This window comes from Stenotrophomonas testudinis (assembly GCF_024499815.1).
GTDB lineage: Bacteria > Pseudomonadota > Gammaproteobacteria > Xanthomonadales > Xanthomonadaceae > Stenotrophomonas.
This window is the reverse complement of record NZ_JAMOKY010000015.1, coordinates 27,172-45,221: the sequence shown is the minus strand read 5'-3', so window position 1 is coordinate 45,221 and position 18,050 is coordinate 27,172. Positions and strand designations below refer to the sequence as shown.

Below are 18,050 nucleotides of genomic sequence, written 5' to 3'. Positions count from 1 at the left end.
GCACCCACCGGGGCGACGCGCCGGGCCATGCCCGGCAAAACACCTTGATCACCCGCGGCGCGGGTCCAACGAAATCAACCGCGTGGCATCCAGCAGCGCCGCCGGCAGGTGAATGCCGCCGGGTGCGGCGAGGTAGCGCGGGCGCCACTGCGGGGCGAACTTCGACTTGAACCGGCGCAGGCCACTGAAGCCATAGAAACGTTCGCCATGCCGCGCCAGCAACCCGACCAAGCGGTTCCAGCGGCCCGCCAGGCGGTGCTGGGCCAACCCGGACAGCGGCGCCATGCCCAGCGAGAAACGCGCATAGCCCTGCGCGCGGCCCCACAGGAACAGCTCGATGAACAGGAAATCCATCGTGCCCTTCGGAGCTTCGTTGACGTGGCGCATCAGGTCCACCGACAGCTCGGCACCGGCCGGCGCCTGCCAGAGATTGGCGAAGGCCACGATCTCACCCTCGGCCTCGACCAGCGCCACCGGGAAGCGCACCAGGTACTGCGGGTCGAAGCTGCCCAGCGAGAAGCCCTTTTCGTCACCGGCCTTGTCGTCCAGCCAAGCGTTGGAAATGGCGTGCAGGCGCGGCAGCAGCTCGGGAATTTCTTCCACCGGTGCCACGCGGAACGACAGGCCGCTGCGCTTGCCGCGGTTCCACGCCTGGCGCAGGTCCGCACGCTCACGCCCTTCCAGGCCGAAATCGTGCAGCGGCACCATTGCTTCCTCGCCCAGTTTGACCAGGCCCAGGCCGAGATCCAGATAGGTCTGCCAGTAGGCCTCGCCCACCTGGTAGAACACCGGGCGCAGGCCGAGGCGGTCGGCTTCCTCGCGGAAGCGCCAGATCAGCGCACGGGCGACGTCGGGCGGGCCGACCGGATCGCCCATCGCGATCAGCGAGCCGCCATAGCGCTGCATCATCACGAAGCCCTGTTTCGCCTCGTCGCGCAGCACCGCCTTGTCGGCGGTCAGCACCAGGCAGGCCTGGGTGTCAGTGGCGCCCGCCAGCACCGGCGCCAGCGCCTGCAGGGTGGCATCGTCGGCGGCCGGCAGCGGCGTGCGCGTGCTGTGCAGCAGGCGTGCCAGGCCGAACATCACCAGCGCGATGGCCACCACCAGCAACGCGCGCAGCGCACGCGGCGCATTGCCCGATACCGCGAACTGCCACCACAGCTCGTTCTGGTATTCGACGTGGCTGTAGGTGAAGAACAGCAGCCAGGTGACCGCGACCAGCACCAGACCCAGGTTGCGCAGCCATGGCCACGACCACGCTTCATCCAGCAGCGCGCCCTGGCGGTAGAACTCACGGCGCGCGGCCCACAGCGCCATCGCCACCAGCAGCGCGGACACGGCGATGAGCGGCTGGCCGCCGCGCAGCCACAGCGGCAGCGGGGTGATCACGCACACCGCCATCGCCAGCATCCACGCCGCATGGCTGCGCCGGGCCAGGCCCTGGCCGATCAGCAGCAGGGCGACGCCACCGAGGCTGCCGATCAGGTGCGAGGTTTCCAGGATCGGCAGCGAGGCGTTGAGCAGATGGCGGCGTGGCGTCGGTAGCGTGCCATCGATGACCAACGCGGCGCCGATGCTGAAGGCGGCCAGGGCGATGATCTGCGGCAGCCACGGGCGCAGCGCATGCCAGCCGGCACGGGTGGCACCGGCGCTGGCCTGCAGCGGCTGGCGCAGGGCCGGGGCGAGGGCGAGCAGGGTGGCCAGCAGCAGCGGCAGCACGTAGTAGGTGACGCGATAGATCAGCGCGGCCGCCAGCACCGCGGCCGGGGCGACCTGCGGCAGGAGTTTCAGCAGGCTCCACTCGAACACGCCCAGACCGGCCGGGACCGTGGATACCAGGCCGGCCAGCACCGCCACCAGGTACAGGCCGACGAAGCCAGGCAGGCCGGTGGGCGTCGAGTCCGGCAGCAGCACGTAGAACGCGGCGCTGGCCAGCACCAGTTCGATCACGCTGAGCACGGTGACGCCGAGCACCGTGCGGCGATCCGGCAGCCACAGGCCATGGCCGAAGATGCTGAACTGGCGGCCGTTACGGCCGACCAGCAGCACGGTGGCGGCGTAGGCAAGCAGGGCGAGGATGCCGACCACGCGCACCGCCGCCGGGTCCAGCGGCAGGGCCAGCGCGGCGGCGGCCGGCTCCATGCACAGTGCCACGCCGATCAGCAGCCAGGCACCGAACACGAAGCCCAGCGTGCTCATCAGCACCACCTGACCGATCTGCGCCAGGTCCAGGCCAGCGCTGCGGTAGCCACGCAGGCGCACCGCGCCGCCGGTCAGTGCGGCAAAGCCCACCGTCTGCCCCAGGGTGTGGGCGAGGAAAGCGGTGATGCCCACGCGCGCCGGATGCACGCGGATACCGCTGCGGCGCAGACCGATGGCATCGAAGCCGATCAGGCAGCCGTAGCTGGCCAGGCCCAGCAGCACGGTCAGCGCGATCTGCGTGCCGGTCAGCTTGTGGAAGGCTTCGCGGATGGCACGGTAGCCGTGCTCGTCGAACTCGTTGGCCAGCCCGTGCAGGGCCAGCGACAGGATCAGCAGCGGGACGATGATGGTCAGGACCCGCTTCCATGCCGGGGTGTGCGAAGCGGTGGTGGGGTCGTTGGCTGGGGTCATCGGCGCAAGAATGCGACAGCAGGGGGAAGAGGGGTGTCAACGTGAACGTGGCGCATCGTGCGCCTGTCGGTGGCGTTTGACCAGCACCGGCAGTGTGCGGCGATTGGCGGCAACGAATGTGCGTCCGGGAGGCCACATTTCACCGCCCGGCTGGGTGAGAATGGGGTTCAGTCCACCCCGCAGGAGCCACGCCCATGATGGAGCGTTACGACGTCGGACCGCGCATGTCCGAGATGACCGTGCACAACAAGGTCGCCTACCTTTCCGGCCAGATTCCGGAAGACACCAGCCAGGACATCACCGGGCAGACCCGGCAGGTGCTGGCGGAGATCGACAAGCTGCTGGCGCTGGTGGCCAGTGATCGCCAGCACGTGCTGCGCGCGGAAGTGTTCCTGGCCGACATCGCCGATTTCGACGGCATGAACAAGGCATGGGATGAGTGGGTGGTCGAAGGTGCGACCCCGGCGCGTGCAACGTTCGAAGCGAAGCTGGCGCATGCCGAGTGGAAGGTCGAGATCGTGATCACGGCGGCAGTGCCGTAATTCTGGATTTGCCTGCCACAGCCAGAGCAGGTTGATCGGCTCTGAGCTCCTTCGCATGGGGTGGGGCGGTGTGGAGCTGCAGGACACGCCGCAAACCCATCCATGGGGGCTCGATGGCGCCGTCCATGGCGCCAAATGCTGAGCGGGGTCGGATCCCTCTCCGAAGGAGGGGGCTCTGACCCCGTGCTGGTTCAGTGCGGGCGGATTTTCGTCGCGGCGTGCGCGGAGAGGGCGATGCCGGCCTGCATCAGGCCTTCCATGATGCGGTCGCCGACGTATTCGTCGGCCTCGCCGTCCTGGCGGGTGCGTTCGGCGGCAAGCACGAGCTCCTGCACCACGCGCAGGCCGACCAGGGTGCGGTCGGCGTCGGTCAGGCCGAGATGGCCGCCGGGCAGCAGGTAGCCTTCCGGCCAGGGGAATCCATCGACGGCGGCAGCCGCGCTGATCTTCCGCAACAGGGCCATCATCCTGTCGGGATGGCGCTCGATGTCGTCCGCTGCATCGGTGATGTCGCGGGTGCAGTCGTCGGTAACGTCCGAAGGGGTCATGGCACAGCTCCGTTCAGGTCAATCGGTAGCCTCCACGGCACGGTGGCGGGCGGAACGTGGCTTGAAAACCGGCCAGCCGCTTGGGGTGGCCCGTCACAGGACGTTTGCGGAAGTCTGGCATGCGGTTGAAAGAGGCCGCAGTGGGCTGGCGCATGTGCCGCGAGCAGCGGGGCAATCTGCGATGTGCGTCCTGTTCCGTGAGGGCGCGGGGCGCGCAGGACGCGGTGATTGCGACGAATGTCGGGTGAAGTGGGGTCAGAGCCCTTTCCGCTGGAAAGGGATCCGACCCCCGCTACAGTTGCACCAGGTCGATGCAGTCCACCGGGCATGGCGGGATGCACAGCTGGCAACCGGTGCACAGGTCGGCAATCACCGTGTGCATGTACTTGGCGCCGCCGACGATGGCGTCCACCGGGCAGGCCTGGATGCACTTGGTGCAGCCGATGCAGTCGGCTTCGACGATCAGCGCGACCTGCGGCGCCTTGTGCTCGCCGCGCGTGCGGTCGAAAGGCACGGCGGGCACGCCCAGCACCTGCGCCAGTGCGCGTGCACCGGCATCGCCGCCGGGCGGGCAGCGGTCCACGCCCGCTTCGCCGCGCGCCATCGCCTGCGCATACGGGCGGCAGCCGTCGTAGCCGCATTGCCCGCATTGGGTCTGCGGCAGCAGGCGGTCGAGGCGTTCGGTCAGGGGCGGAATCAGGCTCATGCGTGGCGAAGTCTGCGCGTCAAAATCACTTCAGGGGTCTGCCGCGGTACCAGCGCTCGTGGGCGAGGGCCAGCATCGGCCGGTCTTCGTAGCTGTCGCCGTAGGCGTGGATGCGCAGGTAGCGCGACAGGTCGAACTGGCGGCGGATGTGCTCGACCTTGCGCGGGGCGCAGTCGCCGCCCGCGTAGCGCCCGGTCAGGCGTCCATCCTGGCTTTCCAGCCGGTTGCAGATCAGCTGCAGGCCCAGCTGTTCGCACCACGGCCGCAGGTACAGGTCCAGCGAACCGGACACGATCACCACGGTGTGCTGCTGTTCCTTGTGCCAGCGGATCTGCTCCAGCATTTCCGGACGCATCACGTCGGGCAGCACCTCGCGGGCGAAACCTGCCGCCAGCGTGGCGATGTCATCGGCATGGCGTTCGCTGAAGGTGAGGCGGGTGACGCGGGCGCGGATGCGCGCGGCGGAGATGATGCGCAGGCGATAGGCCAGCAGCCAGGGGCCGACCATCCACCACGCGCGCGCCAGCTGCTCGGGCGTGGCCACGCGGCGCAGGAAGCGGCCATAGGTATCGCAGGTGGTGACGGTGTGGTCGAAATCGAACAGCGCCAGTTCCATCCTGCTCTCTCCCATGGCGGTGCCTTCCGTGGCGGTCTGCGTGGCGGGGCGCGGCGAGGGCCGCGCCCGCAGGGCATCAGCGGACCGGCATGCCCGGCTGTGCGCCGCTGTCGGCGTCCAGCAGCGCCAGCGCGCCACCGTCGAAACCGGCCGACAGGATCATGCCTTCGCTCAGGCCGAAGCGCATCTTGCGCGGGGCCAGATTGGCGATGAACACTACGCTGCGGCCGACCAGCGCTTCCGGTTCGCCGTAGCTGCCACGGATGCCGGAGAAGATCTGGCGCTTGCCCAGGTCGCCCGCATCCAGTTCGAAGCGCAGCAGCTTGTCCGAGCCTTCCACGAACTCGCACACCAGCACCTTGCCGATGCGCAGGTCGAGCTTGGCGAAATCATCGATGCCGATGTAGGCCGGTGCGTCGGCGCTCTTCGCTTCGTCCTTGGCCGGGGCAGCCGGCTTCACGGCTTCGGTCCTGGCGGCGGGGGCGGCAGCGGCGGCCGGCTGCAGGGTGTCCTTGGAGGCGTCGATCATGGCGTCAATCTTCTTCGGGTCGATACGGGTAAACAGCGGGGTGTACTCAGCAATGCGGTGGCCCAGCAGCGGCTGTGCCAGCGCGGTCCAGTCGTTCACCGGCGCGGCCAGGAAGGCCTCGGCCTGCGCGGCGGTGGCCGGCAGCACCGGCTTCAGGGCGGTGACCAGCACGCGGAACTGGTTCAGGCCCTGGCTGCACACCGCCTGCAGCTGCGCGTCGGCGCCTTCCTGCTTGGCGATGACCCACGGCTTGACCTCGTCGATGTAGCGGTTGGCTTCGTCGGCCAGGGTCATGGTCAGGCGGATGGCGGCGGCCGGGTCGTTGCGTTCGTAGGCTTCACGGATCGGCGCCAGGCCATCGACGAAGCGCTGGTACTGCGCCGCATCGGGCAGCTGCGCGGCCAGCAGGCCATCGAAGCGCTTGCTGATGAAGCCCGCGCAGCGGCTGGCCAGGTTGACGAACTTGCCGACCAGATCGGCGTTCACGCGCGCCACGAAGTCGCCCAGGTTCAGGTCGAGGTCGTCGACGCCGCCGCTGGTCTTGGCCGCGTAGTAGTAACGCAGGGCTTCGGGTTCCAGGCCGGCATCGAGGAAGGTGCGCGCCATCACGAAGGTGCCACGCGACTTGCTCATCTTCGCGCCGTCGACCATCAGGTAGCCGTTGACGTGCAGGCGGGTGGGCGCGCGGTGGCCGGTACCGTTCAGCACCGCCGGCCAGAACAGGCCGTGGAAGTTGACGATGTCCTTGCCGATGAAGTGGTGCAGTTCGGTGTTGGTGCCTTGGCGCAGGTGCGATTCGAAGTCTTCGCCGAGCTTGCCGCACAGGGTCTGGAAGCTGGACAGGTAGCCGATAGGCGCGTCCAGCCAGACGTAGAAGTACTTGCCCGGCTGGCCGGGGATCTCGAAACCGAAGTACGGCGCATCGCGCGAGATGTCCCACGCGCGCAGGCCACCGTCAGCGTCCAGCCATTCCATCAGCTTGGCCTTCACTCCGGGCAGGGCGACGTCGCCGGCCAGCCAGTTGCGCAGGAAGCCTTCGAAACGGCCGACCTCGAAGAAGAAGTGTTCCGAATCGCGGATTTCCGGCGTGGCGCCGGAGATCACCGACTTCGGGTCCTTCAGGTCGGTCGGGTTGTAGGTGGCGCCGCAGACTTCGCAGTTGTCGCCGTACTGGTCGGCGCTGCCGCAGTTCGGGCAGATGCCCTTGATGTAACGGTCGGGCAGGAACATGCCCTTGGCCGGGTCGTAGAACTGCGCCACCGAGCGACGGCTGATGTGGCCGGCCGCTTCCAGCTTCAGGTAGAACTGCTCGGTCAGCGCCTTGTTGGCCGCCGAGTTGGTCGAGTCGTAGTGGTCGAAGGCCACGCCGAAAGCGGAGAAGTCGCGCTCATGGCCGGCCTGGATGTTGGCGATGAAGGCTTCCGGGGTGACCCCGGCCTTTTCCGCGGCCAGCATGATCGGCGTGCCGTGGGTGTCGTCGGCGCAGACGAACCAGGCCTTGCCGCCGCTCATTCGCCGCGCGCGCACCCAGATGTCAGCCTGGATGTAGCCGACCAGGTGGCCCAGGTGCAGGGGGCCGTTGGCGTAGGGCAGGGCGGTGGTGACGAGCGCGGTACGGGTCATGGTCGCGGGGTGCAGCCGAGGGGAACCGCAGATTATCGCATGCCTGCAACAAGGTGACCCGGCCGGGGCCGGGTCACGGGGGGGCTGCGCGGGCCGGAGGCCTTACTCGCGGACCCAGGTCTGGGTGCGGCAGATGAAGGCGATGCAGCCGGACACGTCCAGCTTGCCGCCGCCCGGCTGCAGTTCCAGCTTGGACTTGTAGGTCTTGCCGTTGGCCGGGTCGAGGATGGTGCCGCCGGACCACTTGCTGTGGCTGCCCTTGTCCTGCGACAGGTTCCACAGGATGGTCATGCCCTTCACCGGCTTGTTCTTGTTGGCGCCTTCGCAGCCGTCGCAGATCGGGTTGGGACCCTTGTCCGAGTGCAGGATCTCGACCACCTTGCCGGTCAGCGCGCCGTTGGCGGCCTGGCTGATCTCGACGATCGATTTCACCTTGCCGGTCTTGTCGTCGATGGTCTTCCAGCGGCCGGCGGCGCCGTCGGCGGCCTGGGCCGACAGGGCGGCCAGGCACAGCGGCAGTGCCAGCAACAGGGTCTTGAAGGTCTTGCGCATGGTCCCCTCCCAGGGTTCATTCCGGCACGTCGCCGGTACAGGGCGACTGTATACCCATTCGGCGGGGTATGGGGAAGGGGGGGGCTTTGCAGGGCTTGCAGCCCTGCACCTGCAGAAGCAACAGCAACAGCGGGCTTTCCGTGGGATGGCGGGGCGGTGTGGGCCTGCAGGACACGCCGTAAACCCGTCCATGGGGGCTCGTAGGCGCCATCCATGGCGCCTGCGGTCCTGCAAGCCCACACCGCCCCACCTCTGACAGGTTCACGCTGCTCATGGTCGGTGCCGACCGTTGGTCGGCACGGGGCCGGATCAACCGGCTTCGTACAGCTCCAGCGGCAGGTCGTCGGGGTCGGCGAAGAAGGTGAAGCGGGCGCCGGTGTATTCGTCCACGCGCATCGGTTCGCAGGCGACGCCGTGGTCGGCCAGGCGCTGGATGATCGGTTCCAGCGCGGCCACCCGGAAGGCCAGGTGGCGCAGGCCCTGGGCCTCTGGGCGGCTCGGGCGTGGCGGTGGGGCGGGGAAGGAGAACAGCTCCAGCTGGCCACCGTCGGGCAGGGCCAGGTCGAGCTTCCACGAGTCGCGCGCGGCACGGTGGTTCTCGGCCAGCACGCGCAGGCCGAGGATGCGCACGTAGAAATCCTTCGAACGTGCGTAATCGCTGCAGATCACGGCGGCATGGTGGATGCCCAGCAGGCCGCCGGTCGCTGCGCCGGTCATGGCGTGGCCGGTGCCGCTGCGGCGGGCTGTTCGAGCCAGCGGTCCACTTTGCGCTCCAGCACGTCCAGCGGCATCGAGCCATCCTTCAGCACTTCGGCATGGAAGCGGCGCAGGTCGAAGGCCGCGCCCTGGCGGGCCTTGGCTTTGTCACGCAGGGCGAGGATGCGGCTCAGGCCCGCCACGTTCGACAGTGCCTGGCCCGGCTGGGCCATGATCCGTTCCACTTCCGCGCTGGCGTCGTCCTCACTCATGTCCACGGTCTTCTGCAGGTAGTTCACCGCCTGCTGCTTGCTCCAGCCCTGCGCATGCACGCCGGTATCGGCAACGACGCGGGCCGCGCGCAGCAGGCGCGAATACAGATAACCGATGCGGTCGTAGGGATCGCTGTAGACGCCCAGGTCGTCGCCCAGCGTTTCGGCATACAGGCCCCAGCCTTCGACGTAGGCGAGGTCGCCACCGAGGCGGCGGAAGCGCGGCAGCTTGGCCAGTTCCTGCTGCAGGCCCAGCTGCACGTGGTGGCCGGGGATGGCTTCATGCAGGTACTGCACCGGCACGCTCCAGCGCTTGCGGCTGGGCAGGTCGCGGGTGTTGATGTAGAGCACGCCGGGTTGCCCCGGCTGGCCCGGCTGGTAGGCCGCTGCGGCAGCGGTCATCGCGCGCTCCGGCTCGACCGCACGCACTTCCAGGCGATCCTTCGGCAGGGTGTCCAGGATCTGCGGCAGGCGCGCATCCACCTGCTGCTGCAGCTGGCGGTAGCGGTTGATCAGTGCGTTGGCATCGCCGTACTGGAACTGGCGGTCGCTGCGCATGCTCTTCAGCAGCTTGGCCTGAGAACCGCGCAGTTTGTTGTTCTTCATCACTGTGGCGATCTGCGCGCCCAGTTCCTGCACGCGCTGCTCGCCCATGGCATGCAGCTGGGCGGCGGTCTGGTCGCTGGCGGTGGTCTGCACGATCAGGTCGGCGTACCAGCCCTGGCCATCGGGCAGGGCGCCCAGGCCGCTGCTGCTGCGGGTGGCCGGCAGGTATTCGGTGGCGATGAAGCCGCGCAGTGCGCGGTAGGACGGCAGGATGCGCAGCTCGATCATGCGCTTGTATTCGGCGCTGATGCGCGCTTTTTCCTCGGCGGGGATATCGCCCGGCATGGTCCTGATCGGCGACCAGAAGATGCTTTCCTCGGCGGTCGGGGTGATCACCGCGTCCAGCTGCGGCAGCACCTTTTCCATCAGGTCGCGCGGCTGCACCACGCCGGCTTTCATGCCCTGGCGCATGTTGTCGATGGCCTGGTTGAACAGGTCGGGGATGCCCAGCGAGCGGCGCGACCAGGTGTCGTAATCCTTGACCGTGTTGAACGGCTGCGCGCCGGCACCGGCGCCGAGGATCGCCATGATGCTGCCGATGTTGTAGTACTGGCTGATCGGCATCATCCAGCTTGGGTAGCGCTCTGCGGCCAGCGAGGCGCGCGCATCGCGCACGAAGATCTCGTAGCTGAGCAGGTCCTGGCCCTGCAGGCCGTCACTGCCGACCTTCTCGACCTTGCCCAGCCATTCGGTGGTGAAATCGTGCGACTGCTGCCGCCATGCGGCGGAGAGTATGTTGGGCAGCTGGTCGTTGTAGCGGGCGTCGCCCTGGAACGTGGCCTGCAGCGGGTTCAACCGCATCGAGGCTTCCCAGTATTCGTCGTACAGGCGCTCCAGCTGCACCTGCTTGGGCACGGCGCGGGCCGGTGCGACCGGGCGCGCTGCGGCGCGGCGCGTGCTGCTGCCGCGGGCCGGGGTGGCGCGTGCGGGCTTGGCCTTCGGCTTGGCGGCCTGCCGGGTCTGCGCGGCGGCGGGGCGGCTGGCCTTCTTCTTCGCTGCCTCTGCCGACGGCACGGCACTGAACAGGAACAACGCGGCGATGGCGGCGGCCAGGGCGCGGGTGGGATACGGCATCAGGAGCTTCCGTGGAACACAGACCGTGGAGCTTGCACGATCCGCGCGCGTACGGCCAGCGTGAAGGCGCAGTCAGCTTGCCGTCGCTGGGGCTTCAGTCAGCCGCAGCGGCAGCGCGCAGCTGCGCGGCGCGTTGTTCGCCCAGATAGCGGGTGATCGCGCGTCGCATCAGGTACAGCAACGGAATCAGGGCGATCGCAAAGCCCATCTTGTAGATGTAGTTGACGCTGCTGACGGCCAGGAACAGCGAGGTCGGCCACTTCTGCGGGCCCAGCACGAAGGCGATCCAGATAACCACGAAGCTGTCCACCAGCTGGGAGACGGCGGTCGAGCCCGTGGCGCGCAGCCAGACATGGCGCTCGCCGGTGGCCTGGCGGATGCGATGGAACACCGCCACGTCGATCAGCTGGCCGACCAGGAAGGCCACCAGCGAACCGGCGATGGTCCACATGCCCTGGCCGAACACCGCAGCGAACGCCGCCTGGTAGTCCGGCACGCCGTGCGCATCCATCGAGGTGACCCACCAGCTGGCCGGGGCCAGCGAGATCGCCGCGAACGCGAACAGGAAACCGTAGGCGATCAACACCACCGCCAGCCACGAGATGAAGCGCACGCCGCGCTTGCCGAAGAACTCGTTGATGGTGTCGGTCATGATGAACACCACCGGCCACAGCAGCGTGCCGGCGGTGAAGCTCAACGAGCCGGTCTGGCCGAACAGGTTCCAGTTCAGCGCATCGATGCCCAGCGTGTCTTCCAGCGCGAAGATCTTGACCCCGATCAGCTCGGCCAGCACTGCGTTGCCGCAGAAGAACGTGGCCAGGATGATGAACAGCAGGACCGCACGGTCCTGCAGGGGGCGCGCGTAGGGCGCGTCGCTGGGCGTGGTGCTCACTCGGGGCGTTCGCCGGCGCGGGTGAACGGCACGCTGGCCGGGGCCACCGCACCGCCTGAAATGATGAAGCTCATCGCCTGGTCCACGGTCCAGTCGGTCGGGGTGAGCAGTTCCACCGGCACGATTTCCAGATAGCCCGAGGTCGGGTTGGGCGTGGTCGGCACGTACACCGCCGCCAGTTCGCGGTCGGTGCCCTGTTCCTTGATGACCCGGGTGACCAGGCCGACCGACTTCATGTCACGGTGCGGGAAATCGATGAGGACCACGCGCTGGGTGCTGCCCGGTTCGGTCTGCAGCATGTCCAGCAGCTTCTTGGCGCTGTCGTAGATGATGCTGGCCAGCGGGATGCGCTTGATGATCGCGCCGACCCAGCGCAGCAGGCGCTGGCCGACCACGCGTCGACTGGCCACGCCGACCGCCAGGATGACCAGCAGAGTGGCCAGCAGGGCGATGGTGTCCTGGATCCACTCGGCATGGACCCAGCCCAGGTAGTGCGGGAAGCTGGTCGCGATCTGCTCGGACAGCGGCACCACCAGCGGGCTGGAAATACCCGACAGCAACACGAAGACAAACTTCACCACGACCCAGGTCAGCCAGATCGGCAGCAGGGTCAGCAGGCCGGTCAGGAACAGGCGTTGCATTGAAGGACGGGGGACCAGGGCGGGGGCTTCGAGCGACATGTGCGCATTGTAGCGGCCGGCGGCGCTGGATTACGCTGGAACCCAGGGGCGGGAGCCGGACAGGGAAGGGATGTTGTGTTGAGGGTTCTGCGCGGAGTGGGCTGGGCCCTTTTGGGGCTGCTGGTGCTGGCGGTGCTGCTGTGGGCGATGTCGCGATTCTGGCCGCTGGCGGCCGCCCAGCGAGAGCAGGTACGCCTGCTGGAAGACGTCCGGCAGGTGCCGGGCAGGAACGGGTTCGCGCTGCTGTGGACGCTGCCCTTCGACGGCCTGGGGCCTGCCCAGCGCGAGGCTGCGCTGGCCGAGGATGCCAGGCGCTGGCAGGCGCGCTCCACGCCGGATGTCATCGATTCCGCGCTGGCGGCCACGCAGCCGGCAGTGAAGGGCGACACCCAGGGCTATTGCCGGTCCACCGGCGAGAGCTGCCTGGCCAAGGTGCGCGCCGATACCGCGCAGTTCCGTGCCGCCCATGCCGGGCATGAGGGCCTGCATGAACGTCTGGACGCGCTGGCCGATGCAGAGCGCTTCGACAGCCCGTTCCAGGCCGACGGCGCCACCGGACTGTTCCCGATGCCGCGCTACCAGATGCTGATGGATGGCAGCGGCGTGCATGCGCTGGCCTTCGTGCAGGGCGATGTTCCTGCGGCGCTGGCCGGCAGCTGTCGTTCGGTGCAGCTGGGCCGGCGCCTGATGCGCGGTGGCAATACCCTCATCGACAGCATGATCGGCGCCGCGATGGTGCGCGCCAACGTGCACCTGCTGGCGGAGATGCTGGCGGAACTGCCGCCGGACCAGATGTTGCCGGCGGCCTGCGAAAGCGCGTTGCAGCCGATGGAAGCCGCCGAGCAGAGCCTGTGCCGGCCGATGCAGGGCGAGTTCGCGATGACCCGGGCCGCCATCGATGCATCGCTGCAGCAGACCGGCACCGTGCTGGTGATGGATCGCGAGCACACCCTGGGCCGCTTCGCCGCCAACTTCGGCTGGGCCTGTGGTCCAGGCTCGGATGCTGCGCTGCAGGCCGACCGGCCGGTCGAGGTGGTTGCGGGCTCGGATTGGGATATGCGCTGCCTGGCCAACATCGTGGGCTGCACGCTGAGTGACATCTCCGGCCCGGCCTACCAGGATTACGTCGCACGCAGCCAGGACGTGGCGGCCGTGCTGCGCCTGCTGGGTGCACAGCGCTGGCTTCGACAGCAGCCGGAGGGGCCGCAGCAGGCCCTGCAGCGCCTGCCGGCGCAATGGCGCTCATCCACGCGCGTGCCGGTGCTGTCGGCCGATGGCACGCGGCTGCAGGTGCCGCGCCGCGCGCGTGATGCAGGCGACAAGGATGATGCGATGTTGTCGGTGCCGTTGTAAGTCAGGCGGCGCTGCCGCGTGCCTGCGGCTTCAGGCGCACGTAGACCTGCTTGCGCACGCGGGCGACGACTTCGCCGGAGGCATCGACCACGTCGTTGCTGAACCAGCGCAGGACCTTTTCTCCGTTGGCGGCCTCGCCGCGCAGCTCATCCAGCACCGCCTCGTCGATATGGAACGCGGTGCGCACGGTGCCGCGCCCGGGCTTGACGAAGTCGATGGCGCCGGCGCGGTCCCACACGTAGTAGTCGCGGCCCAGGGTATGCATCAGGCCGAGCATCCAGAACGGATCGGTCATCGCGAACAGGCTGCCGCCGAAATGGGTGCCGACGTAGTTACGGTTCCAGGGGCGCATCCGCAGCTCCACCTCGATCTGCCGGTAGTCCGGGGTGATGCGGGTGACATGGATGCCGGTGAACAGGAACGGCGGCCACAGATTGATACCGAGGCGGAACGTGCTGGCTTTCATGTGCGGACGGGGCGCGGGGGCGAGGATCCGAGTCTAACCATTCGCATGCGTATGTTGAACCCCAGTCTGTCCGTCGTAGAGTCGAGCTTGCTCGACTGCTCCTGGCCCTTGCCGTTCGTAGAGTCGAGCTTGCTCGACTGCTCCTGGCCCTTGCCGTTCGTAGAGTCGAGCTTGCTCGACTGCTTTCGGCGCGGTGTCAGCGAAAACCAGTCGAGCAAACTCGACTCTACCGACGGCAGAACCCGTGTATCCCTAGCGCCGGCCGCCGCCCCAACCGCCACTCTGGGTCATGCCCAGTCCCGCACTCCTGCGCTGCCGTACTTCAGCGGTTGGACACTTCTACGTGATTACCAGCGTAGTGGCCGGTCGCCGTCCCTTGTTTGCTGTCCCGGAATGTGCGGGCGCCTTGATGGAACATTTCAAGGACAGCGACAGGCGTGGATTGACCCGGTCCTTCGCTTGGGTGGTCATGCCAGATCATTTCCACTGGGTAATGCAGTTGCGCGAAGGTGGGCTGGGGCGTTGTGTGCAGTCCCTGAAATCGAGGTCTGCCATTGCCATCAACGCGACACTGGGGGGGAGTGCTGCGGTCTGGCAACGTGGCTACTACGATCACTGGATACGGGACGAGCGTGATGTCCGTCAGCAGGTTCTGTACGTGATGGAAAATCCTGTACGCGCAAGCCTGGCGCTGAGACTGGGCGATTATCCCTACGCATGGTGTCGCTGGCCGCTTTCGTAGAGTCGAGCTTGCTCGACTGCTTGGTCAGTCGAGCAAGCTCGACTCTACGGGCGTCGCGGCTGCGGTCAGTCGAGCAAGCTCGACTCTACGGGCGTCACGGCACGGCCAGTCGAGCACGCTCGACGTTACGGGTCGCCACTCATGGCATAGCCGTCGCGGCCGTTGTCCTTGGCGCGGTACAGCGCGGCATCGGCGCCTTCAACAAAATGATGGGGGTGCAGGCTACCGTCGGGCACGCGCGTGTACACGCCGATGGTGAGGGTGATGCCTGCGCCGCTGCCGTCGCCCGGAGGCGGCAAGGCGCGCACGCTGGCGATCAGGTCTTCCACCACCAGGCGCGCACCGTCGGCCGGCGTGTCCGGCAGCACCAGTGCGAACTCGTCGCCGCCATAGCGCGCGGCCATGTCGCGCGGGCGGCGCGCATGTGCGGCGATCAGCCGGGCTACGTCGCGCAGTACGTCGTCACCCACCTGGTGGCCGTGGCGGTCGTTGTGATGCTTGAAATGGTCCACGTCGATCAGGGCCAGGCTCAGCGGCTTGCCACTGCGCCGCGCGGCGTCGCATTCCTCCTGCAGGGCCTGTTCGAAACGCAGGCGGTTGCCCAGCCCGGTCAGCGCATCGCGGTTGGCCTGGCGATGCCAGGCCGAGATGCGCCAGACCGCCCACACCAGCAGGATCAGCATTACGCCGAGCTGGGCGCTGGCCGGTGCCCACCACAGGTTGCCCACGCGCAGCAGCAGCCAGGCCAGCACGGGGGCCAGCGGCAGCGAGCAGAGCGCAGCCAGCCACGGCAGGCGCAGGCCAAGCAGCATCACGCACAGTGCAGCCATCAACCCGGACAGCAGGTCCTGCACGGCGCGTGGCAGCACGTTGATCTGCTTGTCCTGCAGCAGCATCGAGGCGATGTTGGCCTGATATTCGCTGCCGCTCATCCAGTACTCGCGGGTGGTCGGGGTCAGCAGGCGCGGTGCGATGCCGCCGGCGGTCATGCCGACCACGATGCGCCGGCCGCGCAGCAGCGACGCGTCAACCTGGCCATCGAGCACATCGGCGTAGGAGACCTGCGGCAGGCGCTCGGGCGGGCCGGCATAGCGCACGCGCACGTAGTCGGTGCGACGCCATTGATAGGGCGAGTCGAGCGCGGGCTCGGGGTCGGCCAGGCCATGCACGCGATTGGCCGGAATGCCGGCCAGGGCCATGCCCAGCGACGGCCAGTGCGCCTGGCCGATGCCGGCGCGCAGGTACACGCCGCGGGCCACGCCATCGCCATCGACTTCGACATCACTGTGGCCGATCGCCGCCGCGCTCGCCGCGATCAACGGGATGGGCAGTAGTTCCTCGGCCAGTCGGTCGCCTGCCGCCGGCGCCGCCAGTACCGGCAGCACCACCCGGCCGTTGCGGCGGATGGCCGCGGCCAGCGCCGCATCCTGGCGCGCATCGTTGCGGTCCGGCTCGGACAGCATCAGGTCCAGCACCACCCGTTCGGCGCCGGCGTCGGTCAGCCGGTCCAGCAGCCGTGCATGCACCGAGCGTGGCCACGGCCACCGGCCGATACGCTGCAGGCTGTCTTCATCAATGGCCACGATCAGCACGCTGGGGTCGGGCCGGTACTCCCAGTCGCCCACCAGCAGGTCATACGCCGCTTCATCCTGCCGCCACAGGAACTGCCCGTCGCTGACCACCGCCGTGGCGATGCCGGCCAGCAGGGCCAGCAGGATGCGCCGCGACCAGGGCAGCGGCGAGCGCCTCACAGCAGCAGCCACAGCAGCAGGGCACCGCCGCCGGCGCCGTAGCACAGCCGGCACGGCAACGTGACCTGCTGGGCCGGTGAGAACGGGCCAGCGTGGCCGTCGTCGTCGATGTACTGCACGCGCACGTGCAGGGTGCCGCGCCACGGTCGCTTGAAGCTGACCTGCGGCTGCGCCAGCGTTTCATCCACCAGCGGTGCCTTGAAGTCACCGCGGCGGTCGACCTGCACGCGGTAGCGCTGGCCTTCACTGCCGGCCTGCCAGCGCAGGGTCAGCTCGCCATGCCCAGCTTCGGGCGGCTGCAGGGCCGGGTCGACCGGTTCGTCGGTGAGCTGCAGCGGCAGGGCCTGGCCAAATGGGCCCTGGTGGCCCTGACCATCGCGCGAGGCCACGCGCCAGAAGTACTGGCCGGGCGGCATCGGCGTGGCCAGGCGCAGGTCGGTGCCCGTGCTGGCCTGCTGCAGCAGCGGCTGCAGGAAACGAGGCTCGGCGGCGATCTGCAGCACGCTGCTGCTCGCGCCCGGGGCCTGGGTCCAGCGGAAGCGCGGGCGGTCACTGTTGACGGTCTGGCCGTGCAGGGGCGACACGGTCAGCGGCGGTGGCGGCTGGTCGCTGAGCAGGAAATCGGCGCTGGCATCCAGGCCTTCCACGCCCTGCGCATCGACGGCGCGCAGCAGCAGGCGCAGGGCACCCGGCGGAAGGTCGTCGATGACCAGCGAGGTGTCGCGGGTGGTGGCCGCGAACAGCAGGACCTCCGGCGTGGCGGCCAGCACGACTTCAACGCGGTAGTGGTCGGCAGCGGCCACCGGCTCCCATGCCAGGCGTGCCGGCAGTGGTGCCAGCGCGGTGGCATCGCTGCGCAGCCGCGGCGGGGGCAGCAGCGCGGAGACGGCGTCGGGTGCGGTGTCGGCGCTGGCGCTGCGGCTGGCCTGGCCCGGGCGCACCAGACGCTGGCCATGCGGGTTGCCGACCTGCACGCGGCCTTCCAGCACTTCGGTGGCACCGACCTGCGTGCCGTCGCCGGCACTGACCCGGAACACGGTGCCGCGCACGCTGCTTGTGGCGGCAGGGGCCTCGATGATGTAGCGCGACGCCGGGCCGCGGGCAGGGGTGACGCGGTTGCTGGCCCTGCCCCGCTGCAGGCGCATGCGGGTGTCGACCATGCCGGTGCGGCCGTAACGGCTCAGCTGGTCCAGGCGCAGCCGCGAGTGCTCGCGCAGCTGCAGGCGCGATGCATCGGCGAATTCGAGGGTGACGCTGGCATCGGCATCGGTCTGCACGGTGTCGCCGATGTGCAGCAGCTCGCCGGCGCTCAGCGCGCGGGGGGCACTGCCATTGGCGGCCACCAATTGCACGGCGCCGCGCACGGCCAGCACGCGGGCCGGGGCCGGCTCGACCCGCAGCCAGCTGACCGGGAAGCGCAGCAGCCCGCCGGGCGGCAGGCGGTAGGGGTTGTCGATGCGGTTGTACTGCTGCAGCTGCTGCCACGGCACGTCCGCCTTCAGGTACAGCCCGCCCAGGTCCCAGAGGGTATCGCCGGGGCGGACCCGGTAGTTCCAGTCCTGTGCGGCGGCGAGGCCGGGCAGCAGGAGCAGGGCGCACAGCAGTGCGGCGAAGCGAAGGGCAAGGAAAGGCGACGAACGGCCAACGGTCACGGAGTGCTGTCCCGGCTGTGCGGGGGCGCAGCTGCAAGACCCCATGGCCCCGACCTCATCCCCCCGAATGGATCGTAGCGGCCAAAAGGACGCTACCGATCACATTATTGCCCGCGGTCAGTGCAGGATTTCTGAAC

At 68.6% G+C, this 18,050-nt stretch carries 16 protein-coding genes; 3 read left to right on the top strand and 13 right to left on the bottom strand.

Going from position 1 to position 18,050, the window contains the following annotated elements:
* Positions 1–48: 48 nt before the first annotated feature.
* Entirely contained in the window at positions 49–2,613 is a 2,565-nt protein-coding gene (gene mprF / locus NQ204_RS10635) for a bifunctional lysylphosphatidylglycerol flippase/synthetase MprF (RefSeq protein ID WP_256643849.1), read from the bottom strand.
* Between the two features lie 194 nt (positions 2,614–2,807).
* On the opposite strand from mprF, the gene NQ204_RS10630 reads away from it, so the two are divergent.
* Positions 2,808–3,155: a RidA family protein gene (locus tag NQ204_RS10630; RefSeq protein WP_108750666.1), complete on the top strand. Its 348-nt coding sequence runs from the start codon at positions 2,808–2,810 to the stop codon at positions 3,153–3,155.
* A 191-nt stretch (positions 3,156–3,346) separates the two neighbouring features.
* Here NQ204_RS10630 and NQ204_RS10625 read toward each other — a convergent pair whose 3' ends face one another.
* From NQ204_RS10625 to NQ204_RS10585, 9 genes are all read right to left on the bottom strand, one after another.
* Positions 3,347–3,703 (bottom strand): hypothetical protein, encoded by a 357-nt coding sequence (locus tag NQ204_RS10625; RefSeq protein ID WP_256643848.1) that lies wholly within the window; start codon positions 3,701–3,703, stop codon positions 3,347–3,349.
* A gap of 292 nt (positions 3,704–3,995) precedes the next feature.
* Positions 3,996–4,409: an Rnf electron transport complex subunit RnfB gene (gene rnfB / locus NQ204_RS10620; protein ID WP_256643847.1), complete on the bottom strand. Its 414-nt coding sequence runs from the start codon at positions 4,407–4,409 to the stop codon at positions 3,996–3,998.
* Between the two features lie 25 nt (positions 4,410–4,434).
* Positions 4,435–5,025 (bottom strand): HAD family hydrolase, encoded by a 591-nt coding sequence (locus NQ204_RS10615; protein ID WP_256643864.1) that lies wholly within the window; start codon positions 5,023–5,025, stop codon positions 4,435–4,437.
* A gap of 76 nt (positions 5,026–5,101) precedes the next feature.
* On the bottom strand, positions 5,102–7,177 hold the full coding sequence (gene metG, locus NQ204_RS10610; protein ID WP_256643846.1) for a methionine--tRNA ligase: 2,076 nt from the start codon (positions 7,175–7,177) through the stop codon (positions 5,102–5,104).
* Positions 7,178–7,279: 102 nt separating this feature from the next.
* A complete protein-coding gene (locus NQ204_RS10605) occupies positions 7,280–7,729 on the bottom strand; it encodes a DUF2147 domain-containing protein (protein WP_116864970.1) in 450 nt (149 codons plus the stop codon).
* Positions 7,730–8,038: 309 nt separating this feature from the next.
* The gene (gloA2, locus tag NQ204_RS10600) at positions 8,039–8,446 is read right to left on the bottom strand and encodes an SMU1112c/YaeR family gloxylase I-like metalloprotein (protein WP_116865081.1); all 408 of its coding nucleotides are present in this window, start codon (positions 8,444–8,446) and stop codon (positions 8,039–8,041) included.
* Positions 8,443–10,377: a DUF885 domain-containing protein gene (locus tag NQ204_RS10595; RefSeq protein WP_256643845.1), complete on the bottom strand. Its 1,935-nt coding sequence runs from the start codon at positions 10,375–10,377 to the stop codon at positions 8,443–8,445. Before NQ204_RS10595 ends, gloA2 begins: the two co-directional genes overlap by 4 nt.
* 94 nt (positions 10,378–10,471) lie before the next feature.
* Positions 10,472–11,269, bottom strand: coding sequence for a queuosine precursor transporter (locus NQ204_RS10590; protein WP_256643844.1), 798 nt, complete (start codon positions 11,267–11,269; stop codon positions 10,472–10,474).
* On the bottom strand, positions 11,266–11,949 hold the full coding sequence (locus NQ204_RS10585; protein ID WP_256643843.1) for a DUF502 domain-containing protein: 684 nt from the start codon (positions 11,947–11,949) through the stop codon (positions 11,266–11,268). The genes NQ204_RS10590 and NQ204_RS10585 overlap by 4 nt, the downstream gene beginning before the upstream one ends.
* A gap of 96 nt (positions 11,950–12,045) precedes the next feature.
* Here NQ204_RS10585 and NQ204_RS10580 point away from each other — a divergent pair, with 96 nt between their 5' ends.
* Entirely contained in the window at positions 12,046–13,302 is a 1,257-nt protein-coding gene (locus NQ204_RS10580; protein WP_256643842.1) for a hypothetical protein, read from the top strand.
* 1 nt (position 13,303) lies between these two features.
* Here the strand turns inward: NQ204_RS10580 and NQ204_RS10575 are convergent, their stop codons facing one another.
* On the bottom strand, positions 13,304–13,768 hold the full coding sequence (locus NQ204_RS10575) for a DUF4442 domain-containing protein (protein ID WP_116865077.1): 465 nt from the start codon (positions 13,766–13,768) through the stop codon (positions 13,304–13,306).
* A 289-nt stretch (positions 13,769–14,057) separates the two neighbouring features.
* Between NQ204_RS10575 and NQ204_RS10570 the strand changes: the two genes are divergently transcribed.
* A complete protein-coding gene (locus NQ204_RS10570; protein WP_256643841.1) occupies positions 14,058–14,510 on the top strand; it encodes an REP-associated tyrosine transposase in 453 nt (150 codons plus the stop codon).
* A gap of 125 nt (positions 14,511–14,635) precedes the next feature.
* Here NQ204_RS10570 and NQ204_RS10565 read toward each other — a convergent pair whose 3' ends face one another.
* Together NQ204_RS10565 and NQ204_RS10560 are read right to left on the bottom strand one after the other, a co-directional pair.
* Positions 14,636–16,261 (bottom strand): CHASE2 domain-containing protein, encoded by a 1,626-nt coding sequence (locus tag NQ204_RS10565; RefSeq protein WP_256643840.1) that lies wholly within the window; start codon positions 16,259–16,261, stop codon positions 14,636–14,638.
* A complete protein-coding gene (locus tag NQ204_RS10560) occupies positions 16,258–17,958 on the bottom strand; it encodes a FecR family protein (RefSeq protein ID WP_305888371.1) in 1,701 nt (566 codons plus the stop codon). The genes NQ204_RS10565 and NQ204_RS10560 overlap by 4 nt, the downstream gene beginning before the upstream one ends.
* Between the last annotated feature and the right edge of the window lie 92 nt (positions 17,959–18,050).